We start from the raw sequence: 14,299 nt of genomic DNA, 5'->3' as shown, positions 1-14,299 counted from the left end.
GTCCACTGGACATTTGTTTTGCTGATTTTTACCTTTTGAAGGAGTCACCGGATGGAAGTAGTCAATCCTGTTCGCCAGGCTGTAGAGCTGGTGTTGTTTTCACTGAAGCCAGATACCGATGAAGTCGCTTTTCTGGCATTAAATGCAACCGTTCAAACCTATATCAATACTTTGCCTGGTTTTGTCTATCGAGCGTTATGCAAACAATCCGATGGTCTTTGGCAGGATATCGTGTTCTGGCAAGACCGAGTGGCAGCACAACATGCTCAGCAGTTGTTTATGAAAAGTGAGGCCTGTATGACTTGGCTGGCGATGATTGATCCAGCCAGCATTAATATGCAACACAGTGAGGTAATGTTTGCCAAGCTGGCAGAGCGGTTAGCCTGTTAGCCTGTTAGCCTGTTAGCCTGTTAGCCTGTTAGGGTTTATCAACAGTGAGAATCACCTGTGCGAGTATCAGGGAATTTTGAGGTGTCATTGCAGCCGCTGGATTGCAGTACGGTGTCCAGTGAAGGTAAAGATAGCCATTTAACGCTGGAGGTAGTGCCCGATTCTGCCACAGGAGAGTTGTGTGGGATAACCGGGCAGATGTCTATCGAGATGATGGACAACCAACATCGCTATGAATTTGTCTATCAGTTGTAAGGTGTATGCGGGAGCGGTATGACCCTGGTGGTCATCCGCTGCTGGCACTGGGTTTTCTGCAGGAATTGAGTATGAACAAGGCCGAACGGCTGTTTTTATTAACCAATTTGCTGCGCAGTAAACGTACGGTGATCACCGCACGTGAGTTGGCAGAACGGTTGGGGGTCAGTGAGCGTACGATTTACCGGGATATCCAGTCGCTGGAGCTATCGGGCATTCCGATCGAGGGGGAAGCCGGGGTCGGCTATCGCATTCGTCATAACTTCGAGTTGCCGCCATTGATGTTCGATGCCGAGGAAATTCTGGCGTTGTTACTGGGCAGCCGTATGGTTCGAGCCTGGGCAGATGCCGGTCTGGCCGCTGGAGCCAGCCGGGCGTTGGCAAAAATTCAGTCGATATTGCCGGATTCCCTCAAGCAAATCGCCGAGCAGCAAAGCCTGATTGTGCCGAACTTCAGTAGTGAGCCAGAAGCCGCTGCGCGAGCGCTGATATTACGCAAAGCCATTGAACGACAATTGCAGGTGCGTATTCAGTATATTCGCGCTGATGGTGAGTTCTCTGAACGGACGTTAGAGCCGCTAGGCCAGATCTTTTGGGGTGGCAAATGGACGCTGATTGCCTGGTGTTGCTTACGTGATAGTTATCGGGAATTCCGGCTTGATCGGATTCAACAGCTGGAGCCGCTGGAGCAATACTTCACAACCGATGCCAGTAAAAGCTTGCCCCATTATCTTGAATTAGTGAAAGCCCAGTATCACAACAAGCAGACGCAAGGCTGATAGCCGTTTTGGCCAGCGTGGCAGCTGGCACTCCCAGAGGACGGTGTCCGCCAGCGGCTGCGAAAATACGCAAGGCTGATAGCCGTTTGGCCAGCGTGGCAGCTGGCACTCCCGGACTCATGTGTTTGTGCGGTGCGGTTAAAATCCTATCTGTACGCTGGCTCCGGCCAGATCGAGTTGTTGGCGGTCGAACAGGAAGCGCTGGTAGCGTATGCCGATGCCCACTTCAGTGTTGAGCTGGTAGTCGAGCCCCAGCCCACCCATGGGGGCGGTGCCGGAGTCGAGGTGGCTGTTGAGGTCATCGCGACGGGTATCCACTTCGCCACTCCAGCGATACAGCCCCAGTTCAAACGAGAGTGTCAGCTGGTTATTGATGGCGTCGCTAAAGCGCTGGCTAAGTACGATGCCGGAGCCGCCCACCGGGTGATGTCGGCGCAGGCTGGTTTTGAGGTCGTTGGGGGCGGCGTTGGCACTGAGATCCGTGCTGGCTGCTCCCATGTCGAGATAACGAATTTCTACGGCATACCCCGGTAAGTAGCGATAGCCGATACCCATATCAAAGGTGGTGCGCTTGGCGTCGTAGTCGGTCACGGTGGCATCAAGGCCATCGGTCTGTAGCTGACTTTGCAGTTCGCCGCCGCTTTGGCTGCTATGCGCCCGGTAAAGGCCAATGGTGACGTAACCCTTGTCTTGGTCGAGGCCAAGGTCTTCGAGCCAGTAGCTGTCGTACTCGCTCGCCGGTGTGGCTGCCTCAACCGTTGCAGTTGGCATCAGTAACGCCAATCCCAACACGCCTGCCAACGGCAATATCACCGCAGGCAACGCGGATCGGTGAGTCCCTGGACGACGGCGGTAACCACAACTGGCAACAGCAGCCAGCAGCAGCAATCCTAGCCCGCCCAAACTACCGCCACTGCGGTCGGCTCGGGTGCTGATATCTGCCAGCGTTTGGGTCTGGTCCGCGCGTAATATCGACACGGCTCCCGGATCTTCTACTGCACCGTTTACTTCGTTATCGGCGTCGTTCGGGCCACCGTCTTCAATGGTCAGCTGCACACAGAAATCTCCTTCGGTCAGTCCTGCCACCCAGCTGCTATCTCCCGGAGGTGGGCAATAGCCAAGGCTGCCGGCGCTGGAGTAAATGTGGTTATTGGTATCGCTGACAAAGCTGTTCCAGCGACCATTCTGGAACTTGCGATAGACGGCATTGGCCGGAATTTGCTGCGTTTGTGGTACGACAATGCTGACGCTCTGGCCCATGGTCGGCAGGTCGTGGATTTCGAAATCGAAGACACCGCCTTTCGGTTCAAAATCGTCGTCTGCACCCAGATCCTGTTGCGCCGCAATATCGTCATCGCTCAATCGAGCACCACCGCTGCTGCCCATGATGGCGAACTGACCCAGTCGGCACAGCACGCCAGGGTCACATTCCACCAGGAAGCCGTCGGTTTCGCTGGCAGTTTCTGGCAGCAGGTTGCTCTGGGCAATGTTGTCGAGGTAGTCCGGAATACCGTCATCATCGCTGTCGGCGGTGCCTTCGTCGGCATCGACGATACCGTCACCATCGCTGTCATCGCTGCCAGATAGTACCGGTGCCGATGCTTCGACCCGGAAATAGATGCGGGCGATATCGGCAGCACCCTGGCTGTCATCGACCCGTACCTGCACGTTGTAACGGCCACTGCTTAATCCGGACGGATCAAAAACCAGTGTGGTGTTGGTCAGGCTGCCATCGGTATCCACCAAGGCGCTGTGGCTGCTGGCCCAGTCGAAACGGTGGGTATCTTGCAGGTTGGCGTCGGTCACACGGACCGTCGCCGTCACCATACCGCCATCACGTGCCACCAATACGGTATTGCTACCGCCCTGCTGCAACACCATGCTGGCCGCTGGCGCGAGGTTTTGCTCGCCTATCGTTATGGTCACGCGGTGGCTGGCTCCAGCGTTAATGTCGTGAATATCAGGGGCACTTGGGTCGTAACCACCACTGAGGTCGTCGCTCTCGGTGGTGTCGTCATCCAGGGCCAGTACCAGAATCTCTGCTCCTTCGGAGATACCATCATCGGTGAGCTGGAAGCTGATCCGGGCCTCGGTACTGTCTGCTGTGAAAATGACGCTGCCAGCACTGAGATTATGGTCGGCGCTGTCCGCCGTACTGCTGGCACTGTCAATCCGATAAGGCACTTCGAACGGGTAATCCGGTGCACTGCCGTTCAGTACTACGTCGACCTCGACATTACCGCCTTCGACACTGGCGATATCGCGGCTGAAGGACACCAGCGGGCGAACCCGCAAGGTCTGGGTCGTGGTACTGGTATTACCCTTGGCATCGGTGGCGCTGTAGGTCACCGTGTGAATACCCGGACGCATCCGTAAACTGCCACCTTTCAGGCCCAGTACGCTGGTGTTGCAGCAACCAGGGCCGTCGACGTTGTCGCTGGTCATTGCTGCCAAGGCTGCACTGGTATCACTCACACCGAGCAGGTCCGCCACACTAACGCGAGTGAAGACTCCGGTCGCATCGACAATGGCATCCGCTGGTGGTGTGATCATTGGCGGCGTGGTATCGAGGTAGTCACTGCTGTTGCTCGGGTCAGTGCCGTCTTGCTGTTCCTGGCCATTGGGGATGGTATCGCCATCACTGTCGGTCAAGGCATCACTGTCATCGAACGGATCAAAACCGTAGCGGGTTTCATAGTCGTCCGACATGCCGTCGTTATCGTCATCACTGTCGTCAGCGTTGGCAATGCCATCGCTATCGTTATCACCGATCACGACAAGGCTGAAGGCTGGCAATGAGCCGGTAGGATTCACCGTACCACGGTCATCTGCCGTCATCACGATACCGCTGTAGCTGCCTTCATCGCCAACCGCCGGGGTGCCGGTCAACTTACCGGTAGTCGAATTGATCACTAGCCAGGCCGGTGCGCCACTGAGTGTGAAGTTAAAGCTGCTGCTGTCGCTATCCACCACGGTGGGGGTAAAGCTGAAGGTGCTTCCTTCCAGAACGCTGCTGGCCGGTGTACCGGATAGCAGCGGCGCATCGTTCACCGCCGCAACGCTCAGGCTGACGCTGGCAACGGCGGAGGTGCCAGCTTCGTTATCTGACAGCTGGTAGGTAAAGCTGTCACTGCCGTAGTAGTCGCTATCCGGTGTGTAGGTCAAGCTGCCATCGGCGTTGTCGACCAGGGTTCCGTGGCTGACATCCGTAACAACCACGATACTGCTGAGATCGAGGCTACCATCGATATCGCTGTCGTTTGCAGCCACGTCGATCACCACCGCACTGTCTTCGCTGGTGCTGGCGCTGTCGTTATTGGCCAGTGGCTCGTCGTTGACAGCAGTGATTGTCATCACAACCGTCGCCGTATTTGACCAGGCACCACTGTCATCCTGCACCCGGTAGCTGAGGCTGTCGGCACCGTTAAAGTCGGCATCTGGGGTATAGTTGATCACGCCGCTGAGCACGCTTGCGATGCCCTGAGCTGGTGGTTCCACCAGCACCAGAGTCGCAGCCTGTATTGAGCCATCTACATCGCTGTCGTTGCCCAAGGCGTTGATGTTGAGGCTGGCGTCTTCCAGCAGGGTCACGTTGTCGTTGCTGGCGACAGGGGCATCGTTCACGGCAGTAATCGTCAGGCTGACGGTCGCGACATTGGAAGTGGCATCGCTATCGTCTTTCACCACATAGGTAAAGCTGTCGCTGCCGTTGAAATCTGCCGCAGGGCGATACGTGATTTCACCGCTGCTGGCATCCACGGTGATAGTACCGTGTGCCGGAGAACTAACAACCGTTACCTTCGAGCTGTCCAGCGTACCGTCGATATCCGTGTCGTTGCCGATAACGTCAATCACCAGCTCGGTGTCCTCGGCGGTCGAGCCGGTATCGTCAGCCGCCACTGGCGCATCGTTCACGCCACTGACGTTGATGATCAGAGTCGCGACATTAGAGGTTGCACCGTGCTGGTCTTTGATCTGGTAAGTCAGTGAATCAGAGCCGTTAAAGTTGGCAGCTGGTGTGTACTCAATCTGGCCAGACACCACGCTGGCACTACCTTCCGCAGCTGCACTGACAATGGTCAGGGTAGTGGTATCAACACTGTCACTGTTATCAACATCGGTGTCGTTATTAGCAACGTTGATGGTCACTGCAGTGTCTTCCGCTGTCGTTGCCACATCGGCGACAGCGACGGGGGCGTCATTGACAGCCGCAACGGCGATGCTGACGGTTATATCACCCGAACTGCCACTGTAAATATCATCCACCGCGTAGGTGAAAGAATCCACACCGTTAAAGTCGGCTAACGGTGTATAGGTAATCACACCGTTGGCGGTGTTGACACTGGCCGAACCATGAGCCGGAGCATGAGTAACGGTTACACTGGCAGCGTTGAGCGTGGAATCCACATCGCCATCGTTGGCCAACACGTTAATGTCTACCGCAGTATCTTCCTGGGTACTGCCGCTGTCGGCCCCTCCGGTCGGGTTGTTGTTGGCCACCGTAAAGTTGAGTTCGCTGGCGACACTCAATCCGGCCCAGCCATTAAGCGCGGCATCCACCAGCAGGCCACTGTCAGCCAGCAGGTAATAACGATGGGTTGGCGTCCAGTTGGCCGCCGGGGTAATGGTCACTTGTGTGCCACTGATAACCACCTGCCCAGAGCCAACGGCAATGGCTTCCACCAGCGTATCGCCATCCGCATCGTACAGCTGGAAGTTGCCCGTGGTTGCGCTCACCGCCTCGCTCAGAGTCAGCACAATGCGGCTATTGTACTGCACACTGCTGGCGTCATCCGCCGGGGTTGAACTGCTGAGAACCGGATCAGCGACATCCAGCGTACTGGTATCGGTAACCGCCGTCGCGCTGTTACCCGCAACATCGGTCAGTATCACGCTGAGGGTCAGGGTGCCGTCATTCAGGCCTGACAGGTCGATACCGCTAACCTGTTCAGCAGCGCTGCTGACGGTGCCAGAGCCAGTGACGGCGGTACCGCCACCACTGGAACTGATGGAGTAGCTATAACTGCCAGCGACTTCGGCGCTGGCAAAGGTGAAGCTGACGGCGCTGTATTCACCAGAGCCAATCAGGGAGTCGTCGAACGCTACGCTGTGGCCGGAGGGTGCGCTGGTGTCCAGAGTACTGGTTGCCGTGACGGCACTAGCCGCGTTGTTAGCGCTGTCGGTTAAGAACAGCGAGACCGTCAGAGTGCCGTCAGCAAGGCTGGAAACATCGATTGCGGTGAGTGGTTCGCTGGCACTGGTTACCGTACCGCTGCCGGTTACTGCAGTGCCGCCGCCGCTGGATGAGATCGAATAACGGTAAGCCGCTCCGACTTCGGCGCTGGCCATGGTCACACTGATCGAGCTGGCTTCAGTGCTGTTGATCAGACTGTCGTCGAAGCTGATGCTGTGACCACTCGGACCAGTCAGGTCAATTTCAAAGCCGCTCAGACTCAGTGCTGAACTGGCGTTGTCTGCAGCGTCGGTGACGGTCAAGGTGCAGTCGTTGTAACTGCCTTCAGCCAGAGCCGAGCTGTTGTCCGGCTGCGACAGGCTAATCGTCTGATTGCCGGAAGAGACTGCCCCTTCGCTGGCACTGCCACAGCTGCCGCCCACCGCTAACGTGCCCGCCTCATTAGTCGAGAAGGTCAATGCTGGCGTGGTGTCATTTCCCAGGGAAGTGGCTGCGCTGACTTCGGTCAGAACCGGAGCCGTGGTATCCAGCGTACTGGTATCGGTAACCGCCGTCGCGCTGTTACCCGCAACGTCGGTCAGTATCACGCTGAGGGTCAGGGTGCCGTCATTCAGGCCTGACAGGTCGATACCGCTAACCTGTTCAGCAGCGCTGCTGACGGTGCCAGAGCCAGTGACGGCGGTACCGCCACCACTGGAGCTGATGGAGTAGCTATAATTGCCAGCGACTTCGGCGCTGGCAAAGGTGAAGCTGACGGCGTTGTATTCACCAGAGCCAATCAGGGAGTCGTCGAACGCTACGCTGTGGCCGGAGGGTGCGCTGGTGTCGACCGTGGCATTGCTGCTGTCTGTCGCGCTGGCGTTATTACCGGCGTTGTCGGTCGCGGTGGCGCTGATATTCAGCGGCGTGCCATCGGTTGAGCTGCTGGTAATGCTGTAGCTGGCGCTCCAGATACCGCTGTTGTTTGATGCCACCACGGCAGAACCACCACCAAAGGCGACGAAATTCATCGTCACACTGCTGATGGTGTCGCTGTTGTTGTCGCCAGCGGCGGTGTTGTTCCAGCGGGCGGTCAGGGTATCTCCGGCAATAAATACACCACCGCTACCGGATGCACCGGAGATCGACAGGTTGCCGTCCGTTATGGTGGGAGCCATGTTATCCACTGTGGCATTGGTGCTGTCGGCGCTGGTGGTGCTGTTACCGGCATTGTCGATCGCCGTCAGGGAAATATTGCGGTTACTGCTGTCAATGGCACTACTGACAAGTGTGTAAGTCGCGCTCCAGCTACCGGCGCTGTTTGATGCTACTACGGCGGCACCACCACCAAAGGCGGAGAAATTGACACTGGCGCTGCTGATGGTGTCGCTGTTGTTGTCACCACCGGCGGTGTTGTTCCAGCGGGCGGTAACGGTATCGCCCGCACGGAAAGCGCCGCCGATACCGGAGGCGCCAGAGATCGACAGGTTAGCGTCGGTGACGATGGGAGCAATATTATCTACGCTGGCGTTGGTCGTATCCGCTGCCGTGGCATGACCACTGCTGTTGGTCGCTGTCACCGACACATTACGATTGCTGCTGTCGATGGCTCCGGCGGTGAGGGTATAAGTGGCGATCCAGCTGCCCGCTGACTCACTCGCACTGATGGCAGCGCCACCGCCAAACGGGCTGAAGTCGACCGTCACAGCGCTGACGCCGGTATTGTTGTCGCCACTGCTGGTGTTGTTCCAGCTGGCGGAAATGGTATCGCCAATGACGTAAGTTCCGCCGGTACCGGAGGCTCCCGAGATGCTGATATGAGCATCTGTTAACGTCGGCACATTGGTCGCCGTCAGCTGGCTGCTGGTAGTGGTTGTCAAGCTGCCGGAACTGGCCTGCAGGTTAAAGGTTTCGCTACTGCTGCCCGAGGTGGTGTAGGTAATTTGCAGCGCTGTAAAGGTGGCGACCCCGGACGACGGGGTCAGGCTAACTGTGGCAGCACTGCCGTCGGTATCGCCAGTGGTCGTCATCAGCGCTGAGCCAGCGCCGTTCACTTCCGCCAAACGGATATCGCTGCTATAGCCGGTATCGACATAACCGTTGGCATCGACGGCTTTCACCACCGGCACGGTCGTCAGGCTTTTGGCTTCGCCACTGCTGACTGTTAACGGCGCAGGCTGAGTGGTCAATTGCAGTTGCGTGGCCACCACATCAGTAAACAGCAGGTTGGTATTCACGGTAGTTAAATTACTGCCGATACCATCCTGATCATTAAACGTTACGATCAGTGCCTGGCCATCGGTGGCGGTGGTATTGGTCAGGCTGGTGAATGTCGCTACCCCGGCCACTGCCGTGACGCTGTTATTGGTGAGCACATTACCGGGGTTTATGCCTTCGTCGGAGCCTGTTACCACTTCGGTAAAATCGCTATCGATATTGCCGAACGCATCTTCCGCAGCGACAACCGGCTGGGTGGTCATGGCCATACCGGACACAAGCCCCGCAGCCTGGGTTGTGAGCCTCAAGCCGGTGGCGGTGACATCAACTGTGGTGCCGGAGCTGTTGGAAACAGCACTGGTGGCCCCCATGGAGGTCCCGCCGGATATGGTGACGTCGGTGTCGCCATCCATACTGAGGATCATGGTGTGATCTTCGGTCAAACCGGTGTTGTCGTTGTAATAGCCATTAATTGTGTAGATCTCGCTGCCACCATCGGCAATCGAAATACTCAGACCTGAAAAGGTAATGGTGTCGTTCGCGCTGCTATAAACCCCAGTGACGTTGCTGGCATCTGCGCCGTTCAAACGCCAAGTGACATTCGCTCGTTCGGCATCGCTACTGGTGCCCGATACGTTCACTACCAGTTGGCTGATTTCCATTGCCAAGCCGTCACTGCTGGCGCCATCGGAGAGCGTAAAGTCGAACAGATCCACTGCTTCGCCAACGCTATCCACAGTGGTATCCAGCCCCACCGGCTCAGTCACTCCGGCGGCGGATGTCAGATTGCCGTCGCTGTCGGCCGGGCTGGTAGGGGTCACATAGCCAGCAATAGTGCCTGTGTGGTAGTGGATTTCCCAGTCACTGGAATTTTCCGACACCAGCATGATGCGATCGGCGGTGCTGTTCACCGCAAAGCGGTCGTTCATCCAACCGTCGAGTTCAAAATCAAAACCATCGACCCAGTCGCTGCCGTTGTAGCTGTTGATGAAGTATTTGCTATCGCCGTAGTTGGCGAAGTAATACACACCGTTGTAATACTCCATGCCATAGACCCACGGCGTACTGTGCCCTGCATGGGTGATCGCCGTACTGACCCAGCCGCCAGAGGCATTGGTAACATAATAGGAAGCACCACCAGTTTGGTCTGAATACGCGTAGTGAATCTTGTTGCTGCTGTCGATCAGCACATTCGCCATACGATAGACTTTGGCATCGCCCTTACCGTTGAGGATTTTGGTCGAAGCGCTGAAGCCATCGCTGGATGACTCCATGTAATAGTTGTCCTCACCATTGTTCTGCGAGTCTTCACGGCGGTAGAACACGGTCGCGGTGCCACTGCTGTCGGCCACGACATAGGTATCGTGAGCCTCATCCGTGCCATTGCCAGCAACCACGACATTGGTTTTAACCCAGCTACCACTCTTGTTGGTGGCGTAATCCACCTGATAGCCAGAGCCGTTGTAGACTTTCCAGGAGACGTGAACGTCATCGTTGGCGTCGACAAACACATCCACTTCATCCACCGAATTGCCGGTCTCGGCTATTTTGGTGAAGCTCCAGCTGCTGCCATTGTAATAGCCATAGAAAGGATCGCCGGTGTTGGCATAGTTGGTTTCGGTGGCGCTGAAAACAGCGTGAATATGGCCGTTACTGTCGAAGTCATAATCAACGCGCTGTTCATTGCCCCAGCTGACGTAAGCGCGACCCGAGATGGCACTGGCATTAAACGAGGTGTAATTGGAGAAACCGGCACCGTTCCAGAGCAGGAAGGTAATGTCGTCACCGCTGCTGCCATCTTTGGAATAGCCGAGGTAATAATTACCGCTGTCATCCACACGGATTTTGGGAAATTTCCAGGTGCCATCAGCCGAGATCAGGCCGGTCTCATAGGCCGGATTGACCTGAGTCGAGGCAGAAGTGACTTCACTGCTGCCATCCACGGCCGCCAGATAAACCAGATAATACTTGCTGGCATCCAGGCCACTAAAACTCAGCGTGGTGCTGTTGGCCGCCGCCCCGCTGGTCGTTTGCAGCGCCGCATTATTGTCGCCATCGGTTCCGGCAATCACCTGGGCAGGTGTCGGGGCGGTTTTATTGCTCTCCACCAGCACAGCGTACACGGTGGCCGATTCACTCATGCTGACACTGACATCAAAACTGCTGCTGGTTTTGTTCAGGATACTGGTGGCCATCACCACCGGCGCGCTCACCCCGGTGTGCCAGGTGCCACTCCAACTTATTTCACAACTGGCCTGATTCAGGGATGTATAAGTGTTGGTGTAATACACACTGCCCCAGGTGAAATGACAGTGATCGAATGGGCTGTCGCTGGCAAAATATTTGCGCCCCAACAAGGCGCCAGACAACGCCGCAGCAGCCTTGGGTTGCGACTCAAGCCGTTGGTTTTGCTGTAAAAAAGCCAGTATTCCGGCGTCGTCTGACAACGTGTTCTCTGACAACGTAGCGCCTGTATTATCCAGTGCCCTGCCGGATGTCTGGCCACGTCGAAAGGCATCAAACGCGCTCCGTGGCATCTCGTCCTGCTCGGAAGCAGCGGCGTCGATCTGCAACGCTTGATCAGCCACCACAATGGTCGCCCCCCGTGCCAATCGGCGACTGCTGCTGTGACTGGCAGAGCGACTCATGCTCGCCGGTGCCGCAAAGGCTCCGGCCATGGCAATCAACGGTAAAGCCAAGGCGGCCTTGCGTAACGGCTGCGAAGTGGAAGACGGTTCTCGGGATACGGGTTTGTTGGTATTCATATACACGCCTCAGGACGCAGCGGTTGCATCGGGGGATGACAAAAATGGTTACGCATCCGTGGATGCGACGGCTCAATAATTTCGGGGAAGCAACAGCCGGTAAGTACTGCTACGTCGTAGATTTGCTCAACGTTGCCGGTAAAGCGGATCTGGCCAATTTCAGACAGGTCATCGAGATTGAAGAACCACAAGCCCGACAGAGTTTCGTCATACTTTTGTGCCAGTGGCGCTGGCCGAGAAACATCCGTCTGTCGCACGCGGGATAGCCCCATCACCAGAATCGGGCCATGGAAATCCATGCCTCGGGTAAAACCAGGGACTTCCGCCAACACCCGGTTCTCACCGCTGGCCGGGTCGTAACAACACAGCTGGCCCAGACCGGAATGGCAGTAGTACACCTTGCCGCGATACCAGCGCGGGGAGTGCGGCATGGCCAAGCCAGCGACCAGAATTTCGTTCCGTTGCACATCCATCAAGGTGCCATTAAAGCCCTCGCCATCGCGCCATTTACCGCGTTCATCGGCGGTCGAAAAGGTGGTCACGTAGGCGGGTTGGCCGTCTTTCAGGGTCATACCGTTCAGATGACAGCGATCTTCCGCAACCAGCGCACTGATAAAAGGCGGCTTCCAGCGCGGTACAAAGCTGTAGCGGGGATCGAGTGAACTGAGACAGGAAAAGCTCGAGTTCACCACCCATAAGCCGTCGTTGCCCCACTCCACATCGTGGATATTGATCATGCCGGTGTAATGGCTGGAGCGAGCGATAAAACAGGCATCGACACGGCTGTCGACCGGCTCATACAGCGAGGTTTGATAAGCCTCGAACGCCTCCTCCTCTGACGATTTTGCCGCACCCGCAGCAGGCTGGGGCGCGGCAACCTGGCCATTGTTTTGCAGCAGCAGTCGCGGGGCCGTCACATCGTCTTCAATACGCTTCAGCGGCTGTTTGATCTGTGGCAGCAAGCCGTCTTCACGCTGGAATTGCAGTACCTGGGTGAAGATCCCCAATGTCAGGCCGTTACTATCGGCCGTTAGCCCCATTGGCCGGGGGAAGTGTTTAAAATTGACATCCAGTGTGACGCCGTCAGTGCGCACCAGCATCAACCGTTGCGCCTGATAGGAAGTAAATGCCAGCGAGATATTCAGGTGCTTGAGCAGGGCCGGCAAGTTGGCGGAATATTCACAGCCAAAATCTGCTTCCGGCTCAGCAGCAGCGCCAGTGGCAAGCGGTGATTCCAGCGCCGGATTGATAGACGTCATGGGTACTTCCTGACTAGGGATGTAAGTGACAAGCCGAACTCAGGTGAGCCGGAAACAGAGGCAACCGCAGTAGCAACGCCTGCCGGTTCAGAAATAACAGCGGGGTCAGGCGTACCAGCAGAGGAAGCAACAGGCATGGGAGCAGGCAATAAATCCGCCAGCCGCTGCTGCAGCGCGGACAACGGCATGTCCGGTTCCGTGGCAATAATCAGCGCCGCCAGTCCTGACACAATGGCGGCCGCCAGCGAGGTGCCACCAAAGGCCTGGTAGCCGCCCGCAATATCCGTACTGTCGAGCGGCAGGCCGAAGGCATAAAAATCCACCGTCGGCCCATAATTACTGTGTGGCAGCCGTTGCTGTCGAAGACCAAGCGCCCCCACCACAATCGCCTCAGGAATAGCCGCTTCCGAGCTATGAGGTGTAATCAACCGACCTTCGTTACCGGCCGCAAACACCACCGGCAACCCTCTGCCAGCGCGCCCCCAACGAGCCAGGTCGCGCACCACATCCTGCACTGGCTCCAGCAACAAACGGGTGGTCCAGCTGCAATTAATGACATCGGCGCGAGACATGGCCGCCAGCTGAAAAGCCAGCAAGGTATTGGAAGTCCAGCTGTCGGGCTGGCGAATGCCAATCAAACCGGCATTCGGCACCAGCCCCTTCAGGCCATGACCGTCGTGGGCGGCAAACAACACCCCGGCAACCCGAGTGCCGTGAGTATCCTGGGAGTTCTGCGGAGCTGCGTTTCGCTGCTGCGATGCGGTATCGTATAAAAACGTCGGTGACAGCTGTACAAACTGTGGGTGGTTCAACGCAAAGCCGTCGTCAATCACCGCGACCTTGACGCCCTGACCCTGAGTGAATTGCCACAACGCCGCCAATCCATTGACCTGGTAATGACCGGATGAGTGAAGATCCGTCGTCTCGTCGCCAGCCTTGTCGCGCAACTGCAAGAGATCGGGCTGTACCCGTTCAACACCGGGAATGTCGGCCACCGCAGCCAGCATCTCCGCGATGTCCACACCCGGACTTAACGCCACCAGCCAATACTGATAATCGTGACCCAAAAACAGCGCACTGACCTTATCAATACCCGCTACCGCTGCAATACGTTGCTTGGGGAAATCTGCGGCTACCCGTACGACCAAACGCCGAGCCACCATGACCCGTTGTTGTGACGCCTCAACCTGATACACCTGCTCACCCACAGCATGCAGCACAACCGGGGTGGCAAAATTCTCAAACTGCAGAGTAGCAGCCGACTGTGTCGTCACTGGCATTGCTGCCTGCGCTAACACACTCGCCCACATACCCATCAAGATCCAACAGCATTTCACCATCTACGGCCTCGCCGACACCACAGGCACGCCAGCGCTGCCCTCTACCAAGCCAAGCAGAGGAATCTGGGTTCAGCAAGAAAGCCACCTTAATTAAAAATCCGGGTATAAAAAACACCCGCTG

Annotated in this window: 6 protein-coding genes; 3 read left to right on the top strand and 3 right to left on the bottom strand. The window is 56.9% G+C overall.

The genetic code is table 11. The features are described 5' to 3' along the window. The first annotated feature begins 51 nt into the window (after window positions 1-51). The 3 genes from WG929_RS14455 to WG929_RS14445 all read left to right on the top strand — a co-directional run bounded on the left by WG929_RS14455 (window position 52) and on the right by WG929_RS14445 (window position 1,424). Window positions 52-390, top strand: coding sequence for a hypothetical protein (locus WG929_RS14455; protein WP_416206625.1), 339 nt, complete (start codon window positions 52-54; stop codon window positions 388-390). Window positions 391-471: 81 nt separating this feature from the next. Beyond that, a complete protein-coding gene (locus WG929_RS14450) occupies window positions 472-645 on the top strand; it encodes a DUF3224 domain-containing protein (protein ID WP_416206624.1) in 174 nt (57 codons plus the stop codon). A gap of 5 nt (window positions 646-650) precedes the next feature. Next, the gene (locus tag WG929_RS14445) at window positions 651-1,424 is read left to right on the top strand and encodes a helix-turn-helix transcriptional regulator (protein WP_416206623.1); all 774 of its coding nucleotides are present in this window, start codon (window positions 651-653) and stop codon (window positions 1,422-1,424) included. Between the two features lie 138 nt (window positions 1,425-1,562). On the opposite strand, the gene WG929_RS14440 is transcribed toward WG929_RS14445, so the two are convergent. From WG929_RS14440 to WG929_RS14430, 3 genes are read right to left on the bottom strand one after another with little or no spacing between them, the layout of a single operon-like run. After that, the gene (locus WG929_RS14440) at window positions 1,563-11,579 is read right to left on the bottom strand and encodes a tandem-95 repeat protein (RefSeq protein WP_416206622.1); all 10,017 of its coding nucleotides are present in this window, start codon (window positions 11,577-11,579) and stop codon (window positions 1,563-1,565) included. Then, on the bottom strand, window positions 11,576-12,838 hold the full coding sequence (locus tag WG929_RS14435; protein ID WP_416206621.1) for a TIGR03032 family protein: 1,263 nt from the start codon (window positions 12,836-12,838) through the stop codon (window positions 11,576-11,578). The genes WG929_RS14440 and WG929_RS14435 overlap by 4 nt, the downstream gene beginning before the upstream one ends. Continuing rightward, window positions 12,835-14,118, bottom strand: a complete 1,284-nt coding sequence (locus WG929_RS14430) for a S8 family peptidase (RefSeq protein WP_416206620.1) — start codon at window positions 14,116-14,118, stop codon at window positions 12,835-12,837. Before WG929_RS14430 ends, WG929_RS14435 begins: the two co-directional genes overlap by 4 nt. Window positions 14,119-14,299 lie beyond the last annotated feature (181 nt).

Origin of the sequence: Oceanobacter antarcticus, assembly GCF_044962685.1 — a bacterium.
Taxonomy (GTDB): Bacteria; Pseudomonadota; Gammaproteobacteria; order Pseudomonadales; family Oceanobacteraceae; genus Oceanobacter; species Oceanobacter antarcticus.
Note: the sequence above shows the minus strand (reverse complement) of the source record. Positions and strands in the feature narration are given on the sequence as shown.

Bases quoted from the DNA above. Each gene is read 5' to 3' on its own strand.
- WG929_RS14455 (WP_416206625.1), top strand. From the start codon at position 52: ATGGAAGTAGTCAATCCTGTTCGCCAGGCTGTAGAGCTGGTGTTGTTT.
- WG929_RS14445 (WP_416206623.1), top strand. From the start codon at position 651: ATGCGGGAGCGGTATGACCCTGGTGGTCATCCGCTGCTGGCACTGGGT.
- WG929_RS14440 (WP_416206622.1), bottom strand. From the start codon at position 11,579: ATGAATACCAACAAACCCGTATCCCGAGAACCGTCTTCCACTTCGCAG.
- WG929_RS14435 (WP_416206621.1), bottom strand. From the start codon at position 12,838: ATGACGTCTATCAATCCGGCGCTGGAATCACCGCTTGCCACTGGCGCT.
- WG929_RS14430 (WP_416206620.1), bottom strand. From the start codon at position 14,118: ATGCCAGTGACGACACAGTCGGCTGCTACTCTGCAGTTTGAGAATTTT.